This is a genomic window from Chryseobacterium sp. UNC8MFCol (genome assembly GCF_000482305.1).
Lineage (GTDB): Bacteria > Bacteroidota > Bacteroidia > Flavobacteriales > Weeksellaceae > Chryseobacterium > Chryseobacterium indologenes.
This window is the reverse complement of record NZ_AXUZ01000014.1, coordinates 148,712-174,916: the sequence shown is the minus strand read 5'-3', so window position 1 is coordinate 174,916 and position 26,205 is coordinate 148,712. Positions and strand designations below refer to the sequence as shown.

Here is a 26,205-nt window from a genome sequence, read left to right as displayed (position 1 = left end):
TAGACGGGGAGATTATCACACTCTCACACGCTGCAACACTCTTATTCTCGAACCCGCCAACTCTCTCAATCAACCCCTTTCCACTCCAAAAGAAATCCTTATTTTTGCAAAAAGAAAATATTCGTGATCAACAACGACCAGATAAAAGACGTTCAATCCAGAATTGAAGACTTGCACAGATACCTTCAGATTGACAAAAAAAAGATAGAAATTGCCAATGATGATGAAAAAACGGCGGCACCGGAGTTTTGGGATAATCCCAAAACAGCGGAAACATTTCTGAAGCAGCTTCGTTCCAAGAAAAAATGGGTAGAAGACTACGAAGAAATCAACACTCAGTTTGAAGACCTTCAGGTTTTGGCAGATTTTGCCAAAGAAGATCCCGATTCTGAAAAGGAATTGGATGAAACCTTTCCGCAGTTGGTTGAAAAAATCGAGGACCTGGAATTTAAAAACATGCTTTCCAATGAAGGCGACGAGCTTTCTGCGGTTCTTCAGATTACTGCCGGTGCCGGTGGTACAGAAAGCTGTGACTGGGCTTCCATGCTGATGAGAATGTATACGATGTGGGCAGATAAGCAGGGATATAAAATCCGTGAACTGAATTTCCAGGAAGGAGATGTAGCAGGAGTAAAAACAGTGACCTTAGAAATTGAAGGCGAATATGCCTTCGGATATTTAAAAGGAGAAAACGGAGTGCACAGGTTGGTAAGAATTTCCCCTTTTGACAGTAATGCTAAAAGACACACGAGTTTCGTTTCCGTATACGTGTATCCTCTGGTGGATGATACGATTGAAATCAATATTAATCCTGCAGATATCAGCTTTGAAACAATGAGGTCTTCCGGAGCAGGAGGGCAGAACGTAAACAAAGTGGAAACAGCAGTACGTCTTCGCCACGCACCTACAGGAATTATCATTGAAAACTCCGAATCCCGTTCGCAGCTTCAGAATAAGGAAAAAGCGATGCAGCTCCTTCGTTCGAGACTTTATGAAATGGAACTTGAAGAACGTATGAAGGCCAGAAATGAAATTGAAGCCAATAAAATGAAAATCGAGTGGGGAAGCCAGATCAGAAACTACGTCATGCACCCTTACAAACTGGTAAAAGATGTACGCTCAGGCCATGAAACCTCAGATGTGGATGCCGTGATGAACGGAAATCTCACTCCTTTCCTGAAAGCCTTCCTGATGGCTGATGGTACGGCGGTTTCCGATGATGATCTTGATCTATAACATATCATGTCTGAATTTTAGTTAAAATCTTATAATTAATTTTTGTTTCAGACATTTTAGACTTATTTTTGTTGGACATCGATATATATGGAAGATTTCAATAGCTGGAAGGATTTGTTAAACCCTGAATTTTATATTAAAATGGGAGGGTTTTGGTTGATTTTATTTATTGTTTTTGCTGAAACGGGTCTTTTTGTAGGGTTTTTCTTACCTGGAGATTCATTATTATTCGTTTCAGGAATTTATGCTGTTGAAATCATCAAAGAGACATTTGGCTCCACAGGGAGCGATTTCCTTGATACGACACTCTTAGCTTCTGGAGTTGCCTTAGCGGCAATCGTTGGAAATGAAGTAGGATATTATTTTGGAAGGAAGGCCGGACCTGCTTTATACAAGAGACCGGATTCAATGCTTTTTAAGAAAAAATATTTGTATCAGGCTCATGATTTCTTTGAAAAACATGGGGCATTAGCCATTATTATGGCAAGATTCTTACCGGTGGTGAGAACATTTACCCCGATCGTGGCAGGAATTGTAAAAATGGATAAAAAAGAGTTCCTGAGAGATAACGTGATCGGAGCTGTTTTATGGTCTTTTATTTTGATCTTTGCGGGTCATTACCTTGACAAGCTGTTTATGGAACAGTTTGGAATCAATTTAAAAGAAAAACTGGAATACATCATTATTGTTATCGTGCTTGTGACTACACTTCCGGTGATTATCAAATTTATGTTCGGAAAAAAAGAGGATCTCTCTAAATATGAGAATAAAGATTTTGAACAATAAAATTAAAAATACAAATAGCCTGCATTTAGCAGGTTATTTTTTTATCCATTCCAGAATATTCGGATAGATAATACTGTCTCTTTTCCTTTTGCTGAACAGTCTCGGTACATGCCCTGTTCTTTCCATGAAGACAAATTTGTGCGGTATATTCATACTGGTGAGAGCAGAATCCATAGCGATTCCCTGATGCTGATTCACAAGAAAATCCTTATTTCCCTGAAATAACAGTGTAGGAACATAGGTAATATTGGCAATAGGGCTGGCTTCTCTAAAAGCTTCAGAAACATTCTTCCGGTTAAAAGGGATTCCAACCACTTTCTGAATCGTGGGTGAAGTATATTTGGAGTAAAAAGATTTTAAATAGTCGTGGCTGTAGAAATCGGTCGGGCCACTCAGGGAAATGATTTTTTTGATCTGATCAGGATGTTTGTATCCGTATAGAAGAGCAAGATGTCCACCGGCACTTTCTCCCAGAATAATATAATTGTTGGGAAGAAGCTCTGCTTTTTCAGTTAAAGAATTAAAACGGTCAATGGCCGAGCTGATATCTTCTAGCTGTTGTTTATAGGTTATTTTCTTTTTTTTCGAAACCAGGCGATAGTTCATATTGATACTGGGGATATTATTCTTAAAAAGCATTTTCTGAACCTGAATCATGTGTTCTTTTTTACCTAAAGTCCATGCACCTCCGTGTACGATAAGCAGTACCGGAGAATCTACAGGATACTCCTTCGGCAGAAAAATATCCATTTTCTGTCTTTTATGGTCTCCGTATTTTAAATTATAGATTTTTTGCTGACCGCCGGGGCCTACCCAAACTCTGAATTTCGTATTGCAGGACTGCAGTATGAAGCCAATGCATCCCATAACGAAAAAATGATACCTGAGAATGAGTTTTTTCATAAGGTAAAAATAAAGAAATATTATTACAATTCTTTATTCAAAGCCATTGCGTAGTTGCAGACAGATCGGTTGTATCTGGGCAAATGATGAGAAAGGGCTTTTAAACTTAATGATAATGCTTCCTTATGTTTTCCGGCTGAAGAAAGAGAAAGAGCTAAAAATGCGTCTACTGCATCATTCAGCTCATCAGAATAATTTGCTTTTTCTTCTCTTAGAATATGAATGCTTTCCTCTGTTTTTCCATTGTTTCTTAATGTACTTGCCAGCTGTATTCTTGCCCTTCTTCTCCGCAATCCTGATAATCCGGCGTTTATTGCGGCCCTGTACAAAGGTTCCGCTTCTTTTTCATGTCCCGTTGAGTCATAGGCGCATGCCATTTCGAAGTCAGCAATAGCCTTTGGAACTGAAAATACATTCATATGCTCTCTGAGCTCTTGAATAAACTCTTCGCTGCGAATACTGCCAAGTCTCAGCCATATATCCTGCAACAGGATTTCCCAGTTTTCATCCATTGAATAGATTTTAAACAAAGATATAAAATATTGAAACTGAAGTATTACTTTATTGTTCGCATAATTTTCAAAATTATTGTCAATTTGTGAATCCGAAAACGGAATTAAATATTTATTTTTGTTGAACTTAACAAAGATTAAAAAATTATTAAAATATGGCATCAGGCTTTTTTGCAATTTTAGACGATATTGCAGCATTGATGGATGATGTAGCAGTTACCAGTAAGATCGCTACCCAGAAAACAGCAGGTATTTTAGGGGATGACCTGGCTGTGAATGCAGAAAAAGCCACGGGCTTTCTTTCTTCAAGAGAACTTCCTGTTTTATGGGCGATTACCAAAGGGTCTTTTATTAATAAACTGATTATTCTTCCTATAGCATTTCTTTTGAACTGGTTGTACAAACCGGCTATTGAGATGATTCTTATTCTCGGAGGCTTATATCTTGCGTTCGAAGGAGTAGAAAAAATCATTGAATTCTTATTTCATCGTTCCAAAAAAGGACATGAAGTAATCAAAGAAAGTACGGAAGAAGAAAATTCAGAAGTTTCTGAGAAAGCTAAAATAAATTCAGCGATCAGAACCGATTTTATTTTATCTATTGAAATTGTAATTATTGCCCTGGGAACGGTAATCCAGCAGGAACATCCGCTTCTTACACAGATTATTACCGTAACTTTTGTTTCATTTATTGCGACAGTAGGGGTGTACGGAATTGTTGCCCTTATTGTAAGAATGGATGACGCGGGCTTTAGCTTAATCAGAAAAAGCCATGATAAAGGTTTCTTTTCAAAGCTTGGGCATTTACTGGTGAAAGCATTACCGGTAATTATTAAACTGTTGGGAATCGTAGGAACAATTGCCTTAATATTAGTTTCCGGAGGTATTTTCGCTCACAATATTCATTATTTGCATGACCTTCTTCCAAGCTGGCCATCAACGCTTAAAGAGTTTACATTCGGAATTATAGGCGGATTGGCTGCAGTGGCTGTGTTCACCGTAGGAAAAGCAATCTATTCGTTGGTAGCAAAGAAATAAAAACAGAATTAGAATTAAATAACCAAAAAACCTGTATTCGAAAGAATGCAGGTTTTTTATGGTCTGGCTTAAAGGTCATTTTGAAACTTTAAACAAAAAAAGAGACTTGTAAAAGTCTCTTTTTTATATTAATTGAATAAATCTTTTACTTTATCAAAAAAAGTTTTTTCCTTTCCGGACGGTTCTGCAACCATTTCTCCGCTGGACATCTGATTTTCGAAGAAGTCTTTTTGCTCTTTTGTAAGCTTTTGTGGAGTCCAGACATTGATATGAATAAACATATCACCTTTTCCATAGCTGTCAATACTTGGAAGTCCCTTTCCGGCAAGTCTTAAGATCTTTCCGGACTGTGTTCCCGGATCAACCGTAATTTTTACTTTTCCGCCTACTGTAGGAATTTCTTTTTTAGTTCCTAAAGCTGCTTCAGCAAATGAAATGTACAATTCCTGGTGAAGATTATCGCCTTCTCTTTTGATCGTTTGGTCAACCTCTTCTTCAATAATCACCAATAGATCCCCAGGAGTTCCTCCAAAAGGAGCATCATTTCCTTTTCCTCTTACATTAAGCTGGATTCCGTCTCTTGCTCCTGCAGGAATATTGATGGTGATTTCTTCCTCATCTTTTATCAGACCCTGTGCATTAGCACCGGCTGGAATTTTATCAGCAACTTTTCCGATTCCCTGACATGTGGAACAGGTTGTTTGAGTCTGCATCTGACCAAACATGGTATTCATTACTTTTAATTGAACACCGGAACCGTTACAGGTAGGACATGTTTTTGAAGTTGCCCCTTCGGCCATCTTCATTTTTTTTACTTTAATGGTCTTGTGAGTTCCGTTTACCATTTCCTCAAGATTCAGCTTGATTCTGATTCGTAAATTAGAACCTTTCACCTGCTGGCGTCCGCCGCCGCCAAAGCCGCCTCCTCCGAAGCTACCGCCGAAAATATCTCCAAACTGGCTGAAAATATCCTCCATGTTCATTCCGCCTCCGAAGCCACCGCCTCCGAAGCCGCCGTTTCCACCCATTCCTGCGTGGCCGAACTGGTCGTATCTGGCGCGTTTCTGATCGTCGCTCAATACCTCATAGGCCTCAGCTGCTTCTTTGAATTTTTCTTCAGCCTCTTTGTCACCGGGATTTTTATCCGGGTGATATTTGATGGCCATTTTACGGTATGACTTCTTTATTTCGTCGGCTGATGCAGATTTACTGATCTCAAGAACCTCGTAATAATCTCTTTTTGACATGACAATTTTATAATTGATTATTGATAAATGATAAAAGATATTTTAAAATTTAATAAGTGAATATTCATCCATTATCACTCATCATTTATCATTTATGAATTTTAGTTTCCTGTTACTACTTTTGCAAAACGAATCACTTTATCATTTAAAGTATATCCCGTTTCAATAACGTCTACGATTTTTCCTTTTAAATCTTCTGATGGAGCAGGAATTTGAGTGATAGCCTCATGGAAATCAACGTTAAAGCTGTCACCAGCTTTTACTTCCATTGCTTTCAGTCCTTTTTCAGTAAGTTTATTTTTGAATTTCTGATAGATCAATTCTACTCCTTGCAAATCAGCCGGATTTCCGTTTTTAGCGATTTCTTTTAATGCTCTTTCGAAATCATCTAAAACACCCAGCATAGAAACCATCATGTCCTGATTGGCATACTGGAAAAATTCCATCTTTTCTTTAGATGTTCTTTTTTTATAGTTTTCGAACTCAGCATACAGTCTGATGTAACGGTCTTTTTCTTCTGCCAAAAGTTCTTCTGCAGAAGGAGTCGCTGTCACATTGTCCTGAGACGTTGCTTCGTTCTGAACGTTGTTTTCTTCCTGATTATTGATGCTTTCTTCGTTAATATCCTGGTTTTCCATAATTCAATATTTATTTACTGAATTGTTTGACAAAAGGTCTGCCAAATAAAAAAATCAGGACATTAAGTCAGAAAATGAAAATTCAGGGTAAAAATTGAAAGTTGAAGTTGAAAATTTCTGATACTTTTTATTGTTCACCTGTGAATGTCTGATAGAGCAGATAAAGGTTTAAAACAATGATGATAGCAGAGATAATCCAGACACAGATTTTCAGGAAAGGTTTATTCACAAATTCTCCCATCTTCGCTTTATCATTGGTAAACATCACCAAAGGAACAACGGCAAAACTCAATTGCATTGATAAAATGACCTGACTTAAAACCAATAATTCTGTGGTGCCTTTTTCTCCATATAGAATAGCCACAATTAATGCGGGAACAACGGCAATAAGTCTGGTGATTAATCTTCTTAACCATGGTTTTAATCTGATATTCAGAAAACCCTCCATTACGATTTGCCCGGCAAGAGTTCCGGTAAGTGTAGAATTTTGTCCTGAAGCTAATAAAGCGATAGCAAATGCAATACTTGCCATGGAGGCCCCTAAAATAGGAGTCAGCATTTTATAAGCGTCATGAATGTCTGCAACATGCTCGTTGCCTGTCGTATGGAATGTGGCAGCAGATAAGATTAATATGGCTCCGTTGATGAAAAAAGCCAGCATCAATGATACGGTACTGTCTAAAGTCGCAAATTTGATCGCCTCTTTTTTCCCCTCCCTGTCACGGGTATAATCACGGGTCTGAATAATACTGCTGTGGAGGTACAGATTGTGAGGCATGACGGTAGCTCCCAGAATTCCAATGGCGATGTAAAGCATAGCCGGATTCTGTATAACTTCTTTCTGAGGAACCAATCCTCCCAGGATTTCATTGACAGCGGGTTTTGAAATGACAATTTCATAAGCAAAACAAGCGAGAATAATGAAAATAAGACCACCTACAATACTTTCTATCCACCTGAAACCTTTAGCCTGAAGCAAAAGGATGACCAAAACATCTACGGTGGTGATGACAATTCCCCAGGTGAGAGGAATGTGAAAAAGAAGATTGAGTGCAATGGCGGATCCAATAACTTCTGCGAGGTCACAGGCGGCAATGGCTATTTCACACAAGATCCAAAGAATAAAATTAGTGGTCGGGCTAAAGTGATCTCTGCAGGCTTGTGCCAAATCTCTTTCCGTAGCCACTCCAAGTTTTACCGACAAATGCTGTAAAACCATGGCAAAAATATTAGAAATCAGGATCACTGAAAGTAGAGTGTACCCGAACTGCGCCCCTCCGGCAATGTCGGTAGCCCAGTTTCCGGGATCCATATATCCTACGGCAATCATTAAACCAGGGCCTGTAAATGCCAGATATTTCCTCCAGAATGATCCGTTTTTGGGAACTTTTATGGAAGAATAAACCTCTGATAGAGAATGATCTGTTTTATCTTGTCGCCATGCGCTTTTTAAATTGAAATTCATAAATGTTAGAAATGACTAACAAATTTAATTAAATAAATGTAAACACAAAAATCAGAGCATGAAAAAATCCCGGAAAATGCTTTCCGGGATTCTATTTTTATTGATTCTAAAGATTATTTTGAGAATCTTACAGACATTTTTCTGTCAGAAGCTCTTTCAGCATCAGAAGCTTTAGCATCTACAGTAGCAAATTTGCTTCCGTATCCTTCTGCTCCAAGTACTTGTGCTCCAACTCCTGCTTTAGCTAAAGCAGCTTTGATAAAGTCTGCTCTTGCCTGAGATAATTTTACGTTGGAAGCTTCGTTTCCTGTTTTATCAGTATATCCGCCGATTTTGATTTTAGCGTCAGGGAAAGCCTTTAGGATAGCCACTAGGTTATCCAATTGTCCTTGCGAACCAGCTTCCAGTTCAGTAGAACTTCCCATTTTGAAGTTTACATGATCAAAATCGTACCATTTATCCTTCAAAGCTGAATCATCAGCGGCATTTTTATAACCGTCAGATTTCAGGAAAGCAATCATCTGATCTTCCATTCCACCTTTATAACCTTTTAACATTACGCCGTTCAGATCAATGTTTTCATCGGTTCTTGTTGCAGGTGTTGCGGTAGAAGTTGATGGAGCTGTTGTGGCAGAAGAGTCAACACCGGACGCTGCAGTTCCTGTAGAATCAGTAGTCGTCGTCGTTGTAGTGGTCGTCTGCTTTTTCTCGCACTGTTTCCATAAGAAATACCCGGCTGCAATTAACAATAAAAGCGGAAGTAACCATTTCCAGATTGACCCTCCGCCTTGATTGTTATTATTGTTGTTATTGAATTGCTCTCTGATTTCTCTTGCTCCTTCTGAAACATTTTCTCTGGCTGTTGCAACACCTTCAGAGATATTGTCTTTAGCCGTGGAAGTTACTGAAGAAACAGTTTCTTTAGCCTGTCCAAACCAATTCTCAGCTCCTAATCCAAAAGAAGCTAAAGAAAGACCTGCCGGCAATAGAGAAGAAATAATGCCTTTCTGGTCATTCAGTAAGCTGGAAATACCCGAAGCACCCAAATTGTTGTCTGCTGCGTATTTTCCTACAGTGCCTACTGTAGCCCCGGTCACCAGGTTTAACAAAGAACCTGCAGAATTGTTGCTGATTCCTGAAAAACTGGCAATGGAATTTACTAATCCTCCTACCTTATCTCCAAAAAGAGTAGTTAGCAAGTTGGTAATAATAGGGTTACTGGAAGATCCTCCTAATAAATTCCCTAAAATACCACTTGAAGAGGCTTTCGTAATAGCATCCACAACACCAGGATTGTTTGCGTTATTGGCCAATCCACCTACAACAGCAGGTAATAAGCCACCAATTGCTTTAGAAATTCCGGATTCGCTTTCTCCAAACTGTGATGCAGCCTGTGAAACCAAAGCGGGACCTAATTGTCCTTTAATTAAATCAATGACATTTAAAGACATAATAAATTTTTTTAGATTAATGTTGAGATAAATTTAAAAAAAAATCTGTCCAAATGTCACTTTTTTTTGAATATTTCTTTAAAAAATAATGAAGTTTTTAAAAATCACTAAATTTATTAGTAAGCTTTTGCGAATAATACACGTCTTTTTGATGGTTTTCCGGAAACCAAAGAAATACCTTCTTCTATATCATTATCCAGAGGAATACATCTGATGGTAGCTTTGGTTTCGTCTTTTATTTGCTCTTCTTCTTCTGCAGTACCATCCCAATGTGCATAGATGAAGCCTCCTTTTTCTTCTAAAACCTTTTTAAATTCTTCGTAGGTATCCACTTTTGTGATGTTTTCTTTTCTGTAATTGAAGGCTTTATTGTAAATATCCTGTTGGATTGTTTTTAATAATTCTTCAATATAAGAGTCGATTCCCTCAATAGAACGCACTTCTTTGGTAAGATTGTCTCTTCTTGCAATTTCTACAGAATTGTTTTCAAGATCTCTTGGGCCCATAGCGATTCTTACAGGAACACCTTTCAATTCATATTCTGCAAATTTCCAACCTGGTTTGTTCTGAGTATCATCATCAAATTTAACAGAAATACCTTTTGCTTTAAGCTTAGCCTGAATATCCAGTGCCACTTCGCTGATCTGGTTCAGCTGCTCTTCACCTTTAAAGATAGGAACTATAACGACCTGAATCGGCGCAAGCGTCGGTGGCAATACCAATCCGAAATCGTCAGAATGCGTCATGATCAAAGCTCCCATCAGACGGGTAGACGTTCCCCATGAGGTTGCCCATGCATATTCCTGTTTTCCTTCTCTGTTGGTAAATTTCACATCAAATGCTTTTGCAAAATTCTGACCCAGGAAGTGAGAAGTCCCTGCCTGAAGTGCTTTTCCGTCCTGCATTAATGCTTCAATACAATACGTTTCATCTGCACCGGCAAATCTTTCCGATGGAGTTTTCAATCCCTTAACAACAGGCATAGCCATGAATTTTTCTGCAAAATCAGCATATACATCATTCATTTTTTCTGCTTCTTCCACTGCTTCTTCTTTCGTAGCATGAGCAGTGTGACCTTCCTGCCACAAAAATTCTGCTGTTCTTAGGAACAAACGGGTTCTCATCTCCCAACGCACAACATTTGCCCATTGATTGATCAATATCGGTAAATCTCTATAAGATTGAATCCAGTTTTTGTAAGTATTCCAGATGATTGCTTCAGAAGTAGGACGAACGATCAGCTCTTCTTCCAATTTTGCATCAGGGTCCACGATAAGTTTATGAGGATTATCAGGATCTGTTTTTAGTCTGTAGTGCGTTACTACAGCACATTCTTTTGCAAAACCTTCTGCATTTTTTTCCTCGGCCTCAAATAAGCTTTTGGGCACAAAAAGCGGGAAGTATGCATTAACGTGACCAGTTTCTTTGAATCTTTTGTCCATTTCATCACGCATTTTTTCCCAGATTGCATAGCCGTATGGTTTGATGACCATAGATCCACGCACTCCTGAATTTTCAGCTAAGTCAGCTTTTACAACCAGCTCATTATACCATTTGCTGTAATCTTCGCTTCTTGAGGTTAATTTTGCCATTATCTTTTAAAATTTTTTTAACTTTTGTACAATATTGTTATCTAAAAATAAAAATCTATTTTTGATAGATTTTTTTACCGGTATTTTGGTACATTTTTGGTACAGATTGCAAATATAATTTAAATTAAAAATTTTTACGTTATCATGAAAAGAAATATACATAAAAATTTGCTTGGCTTGCTAAGGTCTAAAGGGATTTTAGCAATATCAGGCGGATTATTGCTTATGTCTTGTGGTGCTCAGATGGGAGGGTATAGCGAGACAGATGGGGTATATTATGACCCCAACAAGGATACGCTGCCCGAAGGAGTAATCATTAATGGTGGCGGAAACAGAGTAGGCGAATATTACGACTACTATCAGGATTCTAATATAATCCAGAATGCACAAACAAATTCAAGAGAACAACAAAATAAATATAATGAATGGGGAGGAACTGATCTGGGCTGGAGCGGAAATGCGACAGACTCTGATTGGGGCTTATATGCTGGATCTCAAACCAATTATTACGACAATTCATGGGGATGGGGATCTCCATGGGGCTGGTATGGCGGTTATAGCCCATACTGGGGTATGAACCGCGGCTGGGGCTGGGGTCTTGGCATGTCCTGGGGTTGGGGCGGATCATTCGGCTGGGGCTGGGGAGGCTCTTTCGGCTGGGGAAGCCCGTACTGGGGATATTCTCCTTATTGGGGTGGATATTATGATCCGTTCTGGGGAGGATACTACGGTAACCCATATTGGGGATATGGTGGCGGTTATTGGGGTCACAATTACTACAACAGACCCTATCACATGAGAAGTGGATCTACAGGAGGTTTTGTTGGAAATCCGGGTATCGGTAGTGCAGTGTATAGAACGAATACTGCCAATACAGGTTCCGGATTCAGAAACGGAAATAATAATAGCGGTGGTTTCAGAGATGGTAGCTCAGGAGGATTCAGAAACGGAAATTCCGGAGGATTCAGAGATGGAAATTCCGGAGGTTTCAGACAGGGGAATTCCGGCGGATTCAGACAAGGAAACTCTGGTGGCTTCAGAGACGGTAATTCCGGAGGTTTCAGACAAGGAAACTCGGGAGGATTCCGTAATTCTGTACCGCAATCAAGACCGGATTATAATTATCAGCAGCCAAGAAACAACGGCGGGTTCAGATCTATGGATTCCGGTGGTTTCAGATCCGGTAGCGGCTTCGGCGGTGGCGGAGGCGGCGGCTTCAGAGGTGGCTCCGGTGGTGGAGGCGGTGGCTTCAGATCAGGTGGTAGCGGTGGCTTCAGATAATATAAAATCTAATAAACTATAAAAAAATAATGTTAAAAAAGTCTTTAGTATTCATGAGTATTTCTGCTGCATTTTTTGCGCAGGCTCAGGATGTCTCTGTGATAAGAAATACTGTTGAAGTGTACTCGGGTTCTCCTATGGTAGGATCAGCAAAGTTTAATGCGATGGCCGGTGCAAATGGTGCTTTAGGAGGTGATGCTAACTCGCTTCTTACCAACCCGGCAGGTTTAGGGGTTGCTATTTCCGGGGAGGTTTCTGGAACTTTATCTATTTCAGGAAACAAAAATAGCAGTTCATTAGGTGGGGCTACAGTAGATTATACCAAGACCAAAGGTGATTTGGGGAATGCAGGAGGGGTGATCGCTTTTCCGCTGATGACGGAAACAGCCTGGAAGTTTATTAATATCGGGATCAATTTTTCAAACCAATCTTTAGATAACGTGATACAATCTCCGGGAAATGCTACTATTACAGCCGATTTACCGGATGGACAAGCTGCATTAGCCGGACATGCCTACTCAAGATACGGAAACCTTTCGAAAATGAGTTTTGGGGTTGGAGCAAATTACAATCACAATCTCTATATCGGTGCCGGATTTAATTTCTTAAGTGCTTCGGTTGATCAATATGATGAACTGGCATTCCGAATGTTGAATAACAACGCTGTTGATTTTTTTAGTAAGCAGGACAGTCCTCATTCTGAAAGATCTTCAGGATTTTCAGCTTCATTAGGGGTGATTGGAAAATTAAGCCCTAATTTCAGATTGGGAGCATCCCTTGAAACACCCACTTTCTGGAATATAGACAGAACGTTTACTTTCTATAATCATCCTACTTATGGTAACGGCTCGGCGGCTGAAAGCAGGAAATATACTTCCCCGCTTAAGGCGACCGTAAGTGCCGCATTTGTAGCAAACAAAAACTTCTCCTTAAACGTAGATTATACTTTAGGACTTACAAAACCTGATTACAAGGTTTATGGAAACCCTGAAAGAGAACTGAATGACTTCTTTAAGGACAACTATAAAAATATGTCTGAAGTGAGAGTAGGTGCAGAATACAGACTACAACAGTTCAGACTGAGAGGTGGATATTCATATTTGTCTAATCCTGTAGATGCTATTAATATTACAAGATTTGATAACAGTACGGGCATTAAAGGTGATGAAACTTACAACAATCTTATGTTGAGTGACCGAAACCTTATTTCATTCGGTATCGGGTATGATTTCAAATCATTCTATATTGATGCTTCATACCAGAATATAACTTCCAAATACAATAATCCTTTTATGAGAGGTGTAGCCGGAAGCAATTTTGATTCAGCATATTATTCAATAGATTCAAAATCTATGTATGAAAATGATGCGTATGCAGTCAGTAACGTGAAAAACAGTAGAAATAATTTCTTCCTGACCGTAGGCTGGAAATTCTAAATTTTACTTATAATATCAAAATAAAGCTCCGATATCGGAGCTTTTTGTTTGTTTATGAATTTATACAGTTAGTTAGCAAAAATATTAATTCATCATTTTGCAATGACGAATATTTTAAATCATTTTTAGAATAAATTTTATATATAAAATGATTTAACAATGAGATATTTAAACTTTTACTCAGATGGCTCAGTTTTTTCTCTAGTATTGTATACTTTCTTTGCTTTACAGATAATAGAAGATATAAAAATCCTTCTAAATAATATTTTGTCTTCTGCTTAATAAGATATCAGAGTCGTTATAGGAAATACAACTTTATTTAAAAAGGAAAATTGCTTCCAATGTATTCCTAGAGATTGGTAATTTTTTAATTGTATTTCCAACTGCCATATAAAGTACTTGTCATCTGGTTGTGCAGAGAGAAAAATCATACTATTAAATTTTATTTTAATAAATCAATTTCAATGATATTATTATCTTTTAAAACTATTTCTTTTCGTTCTGATTCTAAATTTTTTATTATTTGTGAAGGAGTAATTATATTTCCGGATTGATCAGTATAACTAACTAATTTTCCTTCATTAAATAATTGTCTTATATCTTTAATAGGATCTTCTCTATATTCTTTAAATAATTTTATATATTTTTTTTGATCGATTTCTATGGTTTTTTTTGATTGGTTTACTTCAGGATAGATAAAATCTTCTGATAATGATTTAATTCCCTTTAGTGCAAATGAGTGGCTTTTTGTCTCATCCTCTATTTTCAAAATTAAGCCTGGAAGTCCATGAAATTTGTATGGCCCATCTTGAATTGGCACTTGTGGGGTGAACCATGCTATCCATTTCCTACCTGCAAAATCGAGAGTTGCTTTTTGTACTTCAAAGTTTTCTAGCTTTTCTTTTTCCTTCAAAATTTGCCATTTTTGTACTCTATCATCTGAAATTTTATATTTTTCAATATAAAATTTTGTAAAAAGAAAGATTTTGTAATCAGGATAAGTTTTAATGATGCGTTGATCAATTTTACCTTCAATGGGCATTGTCATTTTTCCTGATTTTGCATCTTCAATCATTATAGAATCATTAACAAAAGAGCTGCGGCTATAATATACTGAACCTTTTGGAGAAGTATCCAAATACATTATTTCCATATTTATATCTGAGCAATTTGTTGAATCCGGTATAAAATGATACTCATAAATAAATCTTTTATTTTGAGCATTAAGACTTAAGATTAAAAAAAGTAAAATAAATTTCATCATTATTGTCGCTTCTTTAATAAATTAAAGAGGGAGATTTGTCATCCCACTCCATCTAATTTTCTTTAACAAGGAGCCGGTCAAGCTCCGGTTACATCCTCAAGCTGGAATAGCATTTATTCATGTACTACAATCATTTCCATTACAACACATATAACTCCTTCTTCATTACCGGTTCCTGGAGATGTAGGAGGGCTCCACCAAAAATATTTCCTAACTCAACTCTGGATAGAGGTTTTGAACCTTGTAGGTGTTCCTGTTTCAGTTTAATTTTTTGCATACTTTTTGAATTTTAAATTTGGAATTTATGTTATTATAGCTTTTTAAAAGTATTAATAATAATTCAAAATGTAAAGAAATGTTTTGTTGTTTTTTTAGAATAAGAAGTATTTAAACTATTGATAAGCAGAATATTGATTTTTTTTCTTAAAGGTAAAAAACAAAAGAAACAATTTCTTCCTGACCGTAGGCTGGAAATTCTAAATTTTACTTATAATATCAAAATAAAGCTCCGATATCGGAGCTTTATTTTTTGTAAGAGTTAATCCGGATTCTGCACCAGGTTCGGTTGGATCTGGATCTGTTGTTCCGGAATATATTCTATAATTCTATTGTTTGTGTAAGGAACGGTGTAGAATGGATTATTTCCATTCAGGTGAGTTCCGGGATAATTTCTGTTGAGATCTAATTTATTCCTGAAAATATCATATTTACGTTGAGCTTCAAAGGCCATTTCAAGTCTTCTTTCTTCCAGGACTATGTCTAAGGCGGTCTGGCCTGCCGGAAGAGAAGTGTAGGCAGGAATTCCTGCTCTGGTTCTGATGATATTGACATCAGCCAATGCAGAAGTCGTTACTCCTTTTTTGGCCAATGCCTCCGCTCTGTTCAGGTACATCTCTGCCAATCTTAAAATAACCGGCGACCATAATTGTGGAATACCTTCCTGTAATGAGCATTTTAAAATATAAAATTTAGGATATCCATTTCTTTTATCCATATCATTATCCAAATTGACATAGACTTTGGTATTACCCGAGTTCATAAAATAATAATTTGTCTTATTAGGGAGTACTTCCGGATAGATCTGATAATTCACATTATTCATGCTGAAATAGGTATTACCGCCTTGCTGAAAGGTCTTCTGGAAACTATAATTATAGGTTATTCCTCCAGAAGCGTTGGTTCCCTGTTGTACCCAATAAGCAACGGGTGTCAAAGGGGTAGTGTATTTGGGAGAGATAAATTTCAACCTTGCATCCTGAGGATTTTTGTTGATGAGATCAAGATAAGAAGAAGATGCATACATCTCTCCCCAGCCTACATTTTGAATAGTGGCATACATTGATCCTATGGTATACCATCCGTCGCTGTAATCGCCATCCCTGTTGTATTTAAACGCGAAGATCGTTTCTTTGTTGGTTTCAGGTGTTTTGGTCGCATAAGAAGGAAGTTCAGCATTAGATAATAATGAGTACTTCCCTGAATTAATCACCTTATCTGCATATTCAATGGCTTTATCATTATTTTCCATATAAAGATATACGCGGGAAAGCAGTGCCTGAGCGGCCCCTTTAGAGGCATAAATATTGTCTTTATTGATTGTCATGAGTTGTTCTGCTTTTTGCAGGTCATTGACTATCTGATCGTAAATCTGCCCAACTGTTGCCCTTGGTGGCAAATCGTTCACGTCATCAGAAGTTTTCAGCGGTACTCCCGGATTGCCGGTTCCCTGATTGTAAGGTTTGCCAAATACATTGACCAGGGAGAAGTATACATAAGCCCTCAGGAAATAATTCTCTCCGATCAATTGATCCGTTGTGACATCTTTTCCTTCAGAAGTTTTTAAAATTACCCTGTTGCACCCAATAATTGACTTATAGCCTGCATTCCATATGACATTGGAGCGCCCGTTATTTTTAATACTTCTGTAATTATAATAATAGAAAAACTGATCGGTGGTCGTTCCGCTGATATCGATATTATCTCCGCCATACTCACCAATTCTGTAAAGATTATTGAAAAAGCCTCCTCCGGATGCATCTCCCTTCAAAAGGGCGTAATTTCCAAGGGTAATGGTTTGTAAGCCTGTAGGATCGGTTAGTATGACTTCGGATTCCCGAGAATCATAAGGTGAGAGATCTGTACTACAAGATGTTATAGTTAATAATAGTAATGGTAAGAATATTTTTTTCATGATTTTTACATTTTAAAAAGAAAAGTTAAGGCCTAAAGAAAATCTTCTCGGAATAGGATAAATTGCTCCCGCATTTCCCGAATACGGATTGCCATCCCGTTTATCTGCATCAGAAGGACCCACTTCCGGATCGACCCCTGAGAACTTGGTAATTGTAAATAGATTTTCTCCCATGACATATATACTTAAAGACCGGACATGGAGCTTTTCCGTTAAAGACTGAGGAAAATTATATCCGAGCCTCAAAGATCTAAGCTTGACATAGCTGGCGTCTTCCAAGTACCGGGAAGAAGGTTTATTTGTCAACGTATTGTTGTTAAAAATGGGAAGCGGATGTGTGGCTACATCTCCAGGTTTTTCCCATCTGTTCCAGTCATTTTTTAATACCATCTGGTTGTAATACGGATAAGCACCATCCGAATCAAATAATTCCCTGTATGAGTTATAAATCTGTCCTCCCTGTGAGAAGTAGACATTAGCGTTAAGGTAAAAGTTATTGATGCTCAGATTTGTAGTGAAAGACCCGTAATAATCCGGTGTAGCTGCGCCTACAATCTGTAAGGTTGCCTGATTGTAATTGGAGGTAATGCTTTTGCTGCCGTCAGCATTTACGACTTCCCATTGCGCTGCACCGTTGTCGGGATTTACGCCCATCCATTTTCTCATATAGAAAGAAGTGACATCATTGCCTGCGATTGCCACCTGGTTATTAGACAACAGCTGTGTACTGTTATTTCTGGTTGACAGGACTCTGTTTTTGTAGGTACTTACATTAAAACCTACATCCCAGTTGACGCTTTGGGATTTAATAAGGGCATAATTGAAATTAAATTCCCATCCTTCATTCTTTACATCTCCCACATTCAGATATTGTCTGTCAACCCCGGTTAATGAAGGAAGGGTAACGAGCACCAATAAGTTTCTGGTTTTATTATTGAAATAATCCACATTGATACTTAATCTGTTATTAAAAGCTCTGATATCCGTACCAATATTATTCTGATAAATAGATTCCCAGGTGAGATCCTTATTACCCAGTTGATTCCATGTTGCTCCGATTTGCCCGTTATATACCTGTGTTAAAGCATACAGGTCCTGCCATCCGTAATTGGGGCTGGGCGTATTTCCTACAAGTCCTCTGCTTGCCCTGAGCTTCCACTCGCTAATTTGCTTTACCTGGAAAAAGTTTTCTTTGTGAATATTCCATCCTAGACTATATGAATAAAATAAACCATTTTTCTTACTCGTACCGAATGCAGACGAAGATTCGCTTCTTAAAGATCCCTGGACAAAATATTTTTTATCATATACATATTCGGCATTGAATAAAAATGCATTGAAGGCCCTGACGTATTTTTTTCCAGACGGCTTCTGCCCTGTGATAGCTCCGTTATCGAAGATTTCTGCTCCCGGAACAATGGCATATACGCCTGCTTTGGATATTTTATACATTCTGTCAGTATATTCGTATGCCGCTAAAGCATTGACATTATGCACGCCAAAATCCTTGTCAAACCTCAGCATGTGGTTAAAGAATTTGCTGACATCTTTCACATAAGACTCTGCCAGTCCGCCCTTATTACTGTTTCCTGAGATAGATCTGGGATCTGTATAATACATATCATCATAGTTTTTGTATGTGATATTATTAGTAGTGACAAACTTGAGATAATCTGTAAGCTTAATTTCCGCATCAAAATTTCCGATAAGGTCTAATTGGTTGCTCTTACCGTAATTCCATTGCAGGTCGTACAAGTAATTGCTATAATCTCTCCCATACCATTTTCCGGTATAGGCATCATCAAGTCTGATAAGATCCCCGTTCTGGTCTCTTGGGTTGTCCCAAGGCATATTGAGGTACATCTGCTCAAGAGAACCCTGCCTGTCTTTTTTTGCAGTATACGACAGGCTGAGTTTTGGTTTTAAAATTAGCCAGGGTTTTACTGTTTGTTCGTGGTTAATTCTGAAGGACAATCTGTTATAATCATAGTTTTTTACCGTTCCGCTTTCGTCATAATAATTCCCCGAAATATAGGTTTTTGAATTTTCAGAGCCTCCTCTGAAGTCTATTGTATAATTTTGCACGGCTCCTGTCTGGGTGCCGTCTTTCAGCCAGTTGTAGCCGGGGTTTCTCAGTTCCCCGGGAATGGTCGGTGCATTTTTTAATGAAGTGAAGTAATCATATAGCTGAATGCCATCCATCAATTTAAAACGCCCGTTACTAAATGTATTAAACGAATTATTTAATGAAATAGTAAGAGAGCTTTTGCCTGAAATTCCGGCTTTTGTGAAAACCTGCACAATTCCGTTCGCTCCGCGGGAACCATATAGGGCCGTTGAAGTTGCGTCTTTTAAAATATTAATACTTTCAATCTGGTTTGGATCAAGATTAGGTACTCCATTCATCATCACTCCATCTACAACCCATAAAGCCTGGCTGGGACCATTAATTGTTGAGGTTCCTCTGATTTTCACGCTTGCTGTAGAGCCGGGGCTACCGCCTCCCGGCAATATTTGGGCGCCTGCAGCTTTTCCCTGTAAGAGACCTGCAACATCAGGAGTGTTGGAATCTTTGAGCTTTTTGTCTGAAATAACCGAAACGGCCGCCGTAAGGCTGGATCTTTTTTGTGTTTTATATCCGATAACGACGATATCTTCAATTTGTTTCGATTTAAGAGAGTCTTTTTCCTTGGTGTTCTGTGAATATAGCAATCCGGGTACTGCTATAAAAAAAGGGCCTACTTTTCTGAAGAAGTAAGTTTGTTTTTTCATATATATGATTTGTTATTTCAGCTAATATATGAAAAAAACACACTTTAGTGATTTTAATATGTTAAATGCTGTTAATTAATTATGTTTTTTATATCATTATAGATGAATACACATAAACTAACGGGATTTGTTGAGTTGTACTGATATAATCTGAAACAATATACCCTCTAAAATGTAGAGGGTATATTGTTTTATAATTGTTATTATATATCTAATGTGGAACCTGGGGATGCTGGTGGAAAAGGTGCATTAGTAATGCGAGAGTAACTCCCAGTACAACCAATCCGATCTTTATCCAGTCGATATTGTGATTTTTATTGCTTTCAAAAATAATCACTGATGAAATGTGGAGGAATATTCCACCCACAATAGCCAGGAAATATGGCTGCAAATCAGGATTAAAATAATTCCCTAATAACATTCCCATCGGCGAAGCCAAGGCAAATAAGGCTACGATGAGCAGGGAAGGATACGAAGAACTTTTTGAATCTTTTTTCCCATTGAATAAAAATGCTCCCAGAATAAATGATATCGGCAAATTATGAAATACTATTCCCAGCAGATAAGGAGATACTTCATGTTGTTCATTTGCTAAAGGGATTCCTTCAATAAAAGCATGAACAAATAAGCCTACCATCAAAGCAACCGGCAGGATATTGTGTTCGTTATGATGGTGGAAGTGTCCGTGTTCAAATCCCTTGGTCAATGCTTCAAGGATCATCTGTAACAAAACACCTATAATAACGAAAACGCCAAGATTACTGCCTTCCCCTGATGTGTAAACTTGGGGAAAAACTTCATTAAGGCAGATGGTAATCAGAAAGCCGGCACTTAATATCAATAGATTTTTAGCCAGTTTTTCCTTTTTACCAAAGTGTTTTCCAAGAAAGACTCCTGAAATGACACTTAAAATCAGTAAAAGTACTGCTATCATTATTTTTTCTTAAATAAATTGATACAACGCGGAGAGGTTTCTTTTTCAAATTCGTTCAGCTGATAATCTCCCCAGATTTTTACCCTTTCAAACCCACATTCGGAGGCATATACATTGATCGCTTCCAGAGTGTGAAGTTTTACTTTTTCAAAGAAATGAAAAGGTTTCCCGTCAGCTTCAAAACGGATATCTTTGATCACGTGTCTTCCTTCAATCTTCTTAAGGATTCTGAAATCAATCTCACCACGGGTAATGATCGTTTCCGGAACCAGTGTTTTTCTTACATATTCTTCGTTCAGGTAGTCAAGGACAAAGTATCCTCCGGGTTTCAACACATCGTAAACCGATTGGAATACTTTTTTATCATCATTTTCATTGTCAAAATATCCGAAACTTGTAAATAAATTGAATACAGCATCCATAGGGTCTGCATCAATCGGATTTCTCATATCGTGAACTTCAAAAATCAGGGTCTGATTTTCATATTGCTTGTCTGATTCAATACTTTGTCTCGAAAGGTCAAGTCCCAGTACATCGTATCCTAATTTGTTGAGAAAAACTGAATGTCTTCCCTTACCACAGGCAAGATCTATGATTTTAGACTGAGGCGGAAGCTGAAGGTCCGCAGTCAGTTTTGTAATGAAGTTTTCCGCTTCCGTATAATCTCTATTGCTATAGAGTAAATGATAATAAGGGGTATCAAACCAAGATTCAAACCATTCCATAATGCAAAAATAACTAAATTTGTGCGGTTAAAAGCAAAGTATTTTATAACATGGCAAGATTGAAAAATTCAATTAATTTATAGTATTTAATACTAATGCCGTGATTGTTAAAACTTTAAATCTTTTAATTATTACTTATGGATACAGAAAATTTAAAAATACAGATAAAAACATTCTTCGGACTGGAACAAATTCTGGCTGAAGAAATCAAAAAACTGGGAGGAAGAAACGTTGAAATTAAAAACAGGGCGGTAAATTGTGAAGGAGACCTTGGTTTTCTTTATAAAATCAATTATTCAGCACGAACAGCATTGAAGATTCTTGTGCCGATCCACGAATTTAAAGCTTTTAACCAACATCAGTTTTATGACCGTTTGTTCAAGTTTGACTGGTCAGAGTTTATGGATGTAGACCAGTCTTTCTCTATTGATGCTACCGTAAATTCTGAGACTTTCAAACATTCCCAGTTTGTAACATTGAAAATGAAAGATGCTATTGTTGATTATTTTCAGGACAAATTCAAGAGACGGCCGAATGTTGAAACAAGAAACCCTGATATCAAATTTCACCTTCATATTGACAGAGAATTGGTAATGATTTCGATGGACTCTTCCGGAGATCCTTTATTCAAAAGAGGGTACAGAAGAGAGCAGGGAGAAGCACCTATCAACGAAGTTCTGGCCAGCGGAATGCTTCAGCTTGCAGGTTGGGACGGAAAAGGGAATTTCCTTGACCCAATGTGCGGTTCCGGTACCTTATTGATTGAAGCGGCTATGATTGCCATGGACCTTCCGGCGCAGCTCTTCAGAAAAAGATTCGGATTCCAGAACTGGAAAAATTATGACGCGGAACTGTTTTCGAAAATAAAAGAATTCAGGATCAACAGAATCAGACAGTTTGACGGAAAAATCGTAGGATATGACATTGATGCACGAATGCTGAACGCAGCAAGAATGAATGTGGAAGCCGCAGAGATGGAAGATGTTATTGAAATCAAAAAACAAAATTTCTTTGATTCTAAAAAGGAACTTTTCCCTTTATTAATGGTGTTTAACCCTCCATATGATGAGAGAATTTCTATTAATGATGATGATTTCTATAAGAAGATAGGGGATACCTTTAAAACCCATTATCCCAATACCCTTGCATGGTTGATTTCATCTGACCTGGAAGCTGTGAAAAAGATCGGTCTGCGTCCGTCTAGAAAAATCAAACTTTTTAACGGAAAATTAGAGACGAGATTCTTACAGTATGAAATGTATGAAGGGACGAAGAAGGTGCATAAATTAGAAGATAAGAATAATTAATAGCTTAAAATAATATATGTCCTGGAGTTTTCTTGATGTATTGGAAGGAGCTTTGAGCATCCTTGAGTTATTCGGTTCAAAGTCAGCTCCTGAAGGAAAAAGCCTTAATTATGATGAGAGCGTTCAGAAGAAGTCTTCTGTGCGATCAAAATATTTTACAGAGAAAGCCAGTGCAGGATTTATTCTTGTATCTGTCGTTCTCTTTTTTATTGCTTTTCATAGACCATTCCGCCCAGAAGATCAAATGCAGGCTATAATGGGAGCTTCACTGATAGGAGTTATCATTTCTGCATTATTTTTCTTTGTTTTGCATGTCATGGAGCTTTATTATTTTAAAAGTGCTTTTCAATGGCTTCTCTTTAGTTGTTCTGTGATTGTATTTTCTATTGCGTTGGTGCTATGTATCTATTATAAATCAGAAGTGTTTATTTAAGAAGATAAAGTTAATTTCTCCGAATAAGCTGTTAAACTGTTTGCTGGTTTTTCTGCGAATAAGTAATTTTGAAAAATTTTCAATTTGAATCCTAGTATTTCCATTGTTGTTGCTATTTACAACCGAAAAGATGAGCTTTTCGAGTTGCTGACTTCTCTTACCCGGCAGACAGATAAAGAATTTGAGATCATTATCGTTGATGACGGTTCTCTGATTGATCTGAAACCCACCATCAGGAATTTTGAAGAAATTCTTGATATAAAGTATTTCAGGAAAGATAATTCCGGGCCGGGACTCAGTAGAAATTATGGAGCGGCAAGAGCTGAAAATGACTGGCTGGTATTCGTAGACAGTGATGTGATCGTTGAAAAAGACTATATTGAACACATTAAAAGTGATATCCTGGCTATACCTTGTGATGCATTTGGGGGTGCTGATAAAGCCCATAAAGGGTTTAATCTGATGCAAAAAGCTATTTCGTATTCGATGACCTCGGTATTTACTACAGGCGGAATCCGGGGCAGTAAAAAAGCGGTTTCAAAGTTTCAGCCCAGAAGTTTTAATATGGGCGTTAAAAAGTCAGTATTTGAAAAAGTAGGAGGTTTTTCTGAGATGCGGATAGGAGAAGATCCTGATTTATCAATGACGCTCTGGGAAAATGGTTTTACTACCGCTTTTTTTGACAATATTGCAGTATATCACAAGCGTAGGGTAGACTTTGGAAAATTTTCAAAGCAGGTGTATCAGTTTGGCTGCGCAAGACCAATTCTTAACCAAAGGCATCCGGATTATGTGAAGATTTCTTTTGCATTTCCTACTTTGTTTATGCTGGGCTATATTCTAGGCTTTATTGAATATTTTGTGCTGGGAAGAGGTATTATCCTTGCCTTCTATGGCTTGTATACATTTCTGGTGCTTTTCCATGCTCTATGGATTACTAAAAATATAAGCATTGCCGGAATGGCGGTGATTTCCACTTATATTCAAATGTTTTCATACGGATACGGATTTTTAAAATCCTGGATCTTGTTGAATGTTTTGAAAATGAAACCCGAGGAAGCTTTCCCTCATCACTACCATAAAAAATAAATAAAAAGGTTGCCCCAAAAGAGCAACCTTAACTGTACAATAAAATTTAAAATATAGAAATATTTTCATGGCTGAGCACGCCTGTTTTCAGCATGCATTCTTTCATTTTTTGATAAGTTCTCTCGATATCATGATCCAGACCGATGGAGAATCTGATCAGGCCATCAGAAATACCTATGGATTCTCGTTCTTCTTCCGGGATCTCTGATGAGGTCGATTTTCCGGAACATGAGAATAATGTTTTATAAAAACCTAAACTTACTGCGAGATAACCGAGATTTTCTGTCTGCATCATCTCCATCAGTTCGTTGGCTTTTTCGGTTGTACCTGCATCCAGGGTCAATAAACCTCCGTATCCGTATTCCTCGTGAAGCATGCTTTTCATCAGGTCATGATTTTTATGGGAAGGTAAGCCCGGATACGATACTTTCAGTCCGTCTTTTTCGAACCTCTCCGCAAGATACATGGCATTGTGGCTGTGCTGTTTAATTCTGATGTGAAGGGTTCTGAGGTTTTTTAAAATACTGGAAGACCTTAAGCTGTCCATCGTAGGTCCCAAAAGCATACAAGCGCCGGAGTTTACATTTTTGGTATCGTCAATAAATGCCTGTGTACTGCAATACACACCACCCACCGTGTCACTGCTTCCGTTGATGAATTTTGTTAGACTGTGAATCACAACATCAGCTCCAAACAGGGTTGGGGAAATAGAAAGGGGTGAAAAAGTATTGTCAACAATTAATTGTAAATTATGTTTTTTACAAATTTCAGATAGCCTTCTCAGGTCGGCTACTTCAAGAAGCGGGTTGCTGACACTTTCGCAGTAGATAACTTTTGTATGAGGACTTATAGCGTTTTCAATGCTCTCAAAATTATTGATATCTACAAAAGTAGTAGACACATTAAATTGTGGGAGAAAGTTTTTAAGGAAAGCATAGGTTCCACCATATATTGTTCTGCTTGAAATAATATGGTCACCACTTTTGCATACCTGCATCAACACAGAAGTAATAGCACCCATTCCGGAGGCGGTTACATTTGCAGATTCTGTATTTTCCATTTTAGCCAGTGCCTGTGCCAGATAGAGATTCATAGGAGATGAATGTCTGGAATAAAGATAGCATCCTTCGGCATTGCCTTCAAAAGTATCAAACATTGTCTTTGCAGAAAGGAATGTGTAGGTAGAACTGTCAGAAATTGAAGGATTCACTCCTCCAAATTCACCAAAATATTGTAGATCCTGGATTTCGTTGGCTGCATTAAAGTTTTCCATATAAATCTGTTTTTATTTTATCCGCCTAATTTGCGCTATTTTCCTAATAATTACAATGTAAATTTGAATTTATAGAATATAAAACTGTAAATTTTTGTTTATTTAGAAAATATATTTGGTATATTCGATATTATTAATTTTTTACCAAAAAATAATCTATGGAACTTGATGAAACTGATAAGAAACTGCTTCTGTTTTTACAGGAAGACTGTAAACAAACCACCAAAGAGCTGTCCGGAAAGCTTGCGTTGTCTGTGACAGCTGTTTATGAACGTGTAAAAAAGCTGGAGCATTCGGGAGTTATCTCTAAATATGTCGCGCTGCTCGATAAGAATAAAATAGACCGGAATTTTATTGTTTTATGCCACGTAAAATTGACACAGCACAAAAAAGAATTTGTTCTACAGTTTGAAAGAGAAGTAATGAATCTGCTGGAAGTGACCGAATGTTTTCATGTGAGCGGTGATTACGATTATATCCTTAAAATAGGAGTGAAGAATATTGAAGATTACCGGAATTTTATGCTGACGAAATTAACAACACTTCAGCATATAGCCAGTACACACAGCTCTTTTATGATTTCTGAAGTGAAAAATACGACTGCAATTGTATTATAATTCATCCATAAAAAAA

The 26,205-nt window shown here is 37.7% G+C and carries 22 protein-coding genes; 9 read left to right on the top strand and 13 right to left on the bottom strand.

Annotated features, from left to right (window positions below):
* The first annotated feature begins 123 nt into the window (after positions 1 to 123).
* Positions 124 to 1,236: a peptide chain release factor 2 gene (gene prfB, locus M030_RS0109010; protein WP_027373213.1), complete on the top strand. Its 1,113-nt coding sequence runs from the start codon at positions 124 to 126 to the stop codon at positions 1,234 to 1,236.
* Between the two features lie 87 nt (positions 1,237 to 1,323).
* The gene (locus M030_RS0109005) at positions 1,324 to 2,022 is read left to right on the top strand and encodes a DedA family protein (protein WP_027373212.1); all 699 of its coding nucleotides are present in this window, start codon (positions 1,324 to 1,326) and stop codon (positions 2,020 to 2,022) included.
* Positions 2,023 to 2,055: 33 nt separating this feature from the next.
* Here the strand turns inward: M030_RS0109005 and M030_RS0109000 are convergent, their stop codons facing one another.
* Positions 2,056 to 2,925, bottom strand: a complete 870-nt coding sequence (locus tag M030_RS0109000; protein WP_027373211.1) for an alpha/beta hydrolase — start codon at positions 2,923 to 2,925, stop codon at positions 2,056 to 2,058.
* Between the two features lie 23 nt (positions 2,926 to 2,948).
* Positions 2,949 to 3,437 (bottom strand): tetratricopeptide repeat protein, encoded by a 489-nt coding sequence (locus M030_RS0108995; RefSeq protein WP_051584964.1) that lies wholly within the window; start codon positions 3,435 to 3,437, stop codon positions 2,949 to 2,951.
* 155 nt (positions 3,438 to 3,592) lie between these two features.
* On the opposite strand from M030_RS0108995, the gene M030_RS0108990 reads away from it, so the two are divergent.
* Positions 3,593 to 4,474, top strand: coding sequence for a DUF808 domain-containing protein (locus M030_RS0108990; RefSeq protein WP_027373209.1), 882 nt, complete (start codon positions 3,593 to 3,595; stop codon positions 4,472 to 4,474).
* 128 nt (positions 4,475 to 4,602) lie between these two features.
* Here M030_RS0108990 and dnaJ read toward each other — a convergent pair whose 3' ends face one another.
* The 5 genes from dnaJ to proS all read right to left on the bottom strand — a co-directional run bounded on the left by dnaJ (position 4,603) and on the right by proS (position 10,867).
* Positions 4,603 to 5,721, bottom strand: coding sequence for a molecular chaperone DnaJ (dnaJ, locus tag M030_RS0108985; protein ID WP_027373208.1), 1,119 nt, complete (start codon positions 5,719 to 5,721; stop codon positions 4,603 to 4,605).
* A 101-nt stretch (positions 5,722 to 5,822) separates the two neighbouring features.
* Complete coding sequence (locus tag M030_RS0108980) at positions 5,823 to 6,359, bottom strand: nucleotide exchange factor GrpE (RefSeq protein ID WP_034722341.1); 537 nt, start codon at positions 6,357 to 6,359, stop codon at positions 5,823 to 5,825.
* 127 nt (positions 6,360 to 6,486) lie between these two features.
* Positions 6,487 to 7,824, bottom strand: coding sequence for an Nramp family divalent metal transporter (locus tag M030_RS0108975; RefSeq protein ID WP_027373206.1), 1,338 nt, complete (start codon positions 7,822 to 7,824; stop codon positions 6,487 to 6,489).
* Between the two features lie 113 nt (positions 7,825 to 7,937).
* Entirely contained in the window at positions 7,938 to 9,275 is a 1,338-nt protein-coding gene (locus tag M030_RS0108970; protein ID WP_027373205.1) for an OmpA family protein, read from the bottom strand.
* Positions 9,276 to 9,391: 116 nt separating this feature from the next.
* Complete coding sequence (gene proS, locus M030_RS0108965; protein ID WP_027373204.1) at positions 9,392 to 10,867, bottom strand: proline--tRNA ligase; 1,476 nt, start codon at positions 10,865 to 10,867, stop codon at positions 9,392 to 9,394.
* 144 nt (positions 10,868 to 11,011) lie between these two features.
* Here proS and M030_RS25980 point away from each other — a divergent pair, with 144 nt between their 5' ends.
* The gene (locus M030_RS25980) at positions 11,012 to 12,148 is read left to right on the top strand and encodes a prolyl-tRNA synthetase (protein WP_027373203.1); all 1,137 of its coding nucleotides are present in this window, start codon (positions 11,012 to 11,014) and stop codon (positions 12,146 to 12,148) included.
* A 29-nt stretch (positions 12,149 to 12,177) separates the two neighbouring features.
* On the top strand, positions 12,178 to 13,584 hold the full coding sequence (locus tag M030_RS0108950; protein WP_027373202.1) for an OmpP1/FadL family transporter: 1,407 nt from the start codon (positions 12,178 to 12,180) through the stop codon (positions 13,582 to 13,584).
* Positions 13,585 to 14,026: 442 nt separating this feature from the next.
* On the opposite strand, the gene M030_RS0108945 is transcribed toward M030_RS0108950, so the two are convergent.
* The 5 genes from M030_RS0108945 to M030_RS0108920 form a co-directional block, all read right to left on the bottom strand.
* Entirely contained in the window at positions 14,027 to 14,848 is an 822-nt protein-coding gene (locus M030_RS0108945; protein WP_027373201.1) for a GLPGLI family protein, read from the bottom strand.
* A gap of 538 nt (positions 14,849 to 15,386) precedes the next feature.
* A complete protein-coding gene (locus M030_RS0108935) occupies positions 15,387 to 17,039 on the bottom strand; it encodes a RagB/SusD family nutrient uptake outer membrane protein (protein ID WP_027373200.1) in 1,653 nt (550 codons plus the stop codon).
* Positions 17,040 to 17,051: 12 nt separating this feature from the next.
* The gene (locus tag M030_RS0108930; RefSeq protein WP_027373199.1) at positions 17,052 to 19,811 is read right to left on the bottom strand and encodes a SusC/RagA family TonB-linked outer membrane protein; all 2,760 of its coding nucleotides are present in this window, start codon (positions 19,809 to 19,811) and stop codon (positions 17,052 to 17,054) included.
* Positions 19,812 to 20,022: 211 nt separating this feature from the next.
* Positions 20,023 to 20,742: a ZIP family metal transporter gene (locus tag M030_RS0108925; RefSeq protein ID WP_027373198.1), complete on the bottom strand. Its 720-nt coding sequence runs from the start codon at positions 20,740 to 20,742 to the stop codon at positions 20,023 to 20,025.
* Between the two features lie 2 nt (positions 20,743 to 20,744).
* Positions 20,745 to 21,470 (bottom strand): class I SAM-dependent DNA methyltransferase, encoded by a 726-nt coding sequence (locus M030_RS0108920; protein ID WP_027373197.1) that lies wholly within the window; start codon positions 21,468 to 21,470, stop codon positions 20,745 to 20,747.
* A gap of 137 nt (positions 21,471 to 21,607) precedes the next feature.
* Here M030_RS0108920 and M030_RS0108915 point away from each other — a divergent pair, with 137 nt between their 5' ends.
* From M030_RS0108915 to M030_RS0108900, 3 genes are all read left to right on the top strand, one after another.
* The gene (locus tag M030_RS0108915) at positions 21,608 to 22,777 is read left to right on the top strand and encodes a class I SAM-dependent RNA methyltransferase (RefSeq protein WP_027373196.1); all 1,170 of its coding nucleotides are present in this window, start codon (positions 21,608 to 21,610) and stop codon (positions 22,775 to 22,777) included.
* A gap of 16 nt (positions 22,778 to 22,793) precedes the next feature.
* Positions 22,794 to 23,210 carry a hypothetical protein gene (locus M030_RS0108910; protein ID WP_027373195.1) on the top strand — a complete coding sequence of 139 codons (417 nt, stop codon included), beginning with the start codon at positions 22,794 to 22,796 and terminating at the stop codon, positions 23,208 to 23,210.
* Positions 23,211 to 23,294: 84 nt separating this feature from the next.
* Positions 23,295 to 24,299: a glycosyltransferase gene (locus tag M030_RS0108900; protein WP_027373194.1), complete on the top strand. Its 1,005-nt coding sequence runs from the start codon at positions 23,295 to 23,297 to the stop codon at positions 24,297 to 24,299.
* Positions 24,300 to 24,345: 46 nt separating this feature from the next.
* On the opposite strand, the gene M030_RS0108895 is transcribed toward M030_RS0108900, so the two are convergent.
* Positions 24,346 to 25,572: an aminotransferase class I/II-fold pyridoxal phosphate-dependent enzyme gene (locus M030_RS0108895; RefSeq protein ID WP_027373193.1), complete on the bottom strand. Its 1,227-nt coding sequence runs from the start codon at positions 25,570 to 25,572 to the stop codon at positions 24,346 to 24,348.
* Between the two features lie 158 nt (positions 25,573 to 25,730).
* Here M030_RS0108895 and M030_RS0108890 point away from each other — a divergent pair, with 158 nt between their 5' ends.
* Positions 25,731 to 26,189, top strand: coding sequence for an Lrp/AsnC family transcriptional regulator (locus M030_RS0108890; protein ID WP_027373192.1), 459 nt, complete (start codon positions 25,731 to 25,733; stop codon positions 26,187 to 26,189).
* Positions 26,190 to 26,205 lie beyond the last annotated feature (16 nt).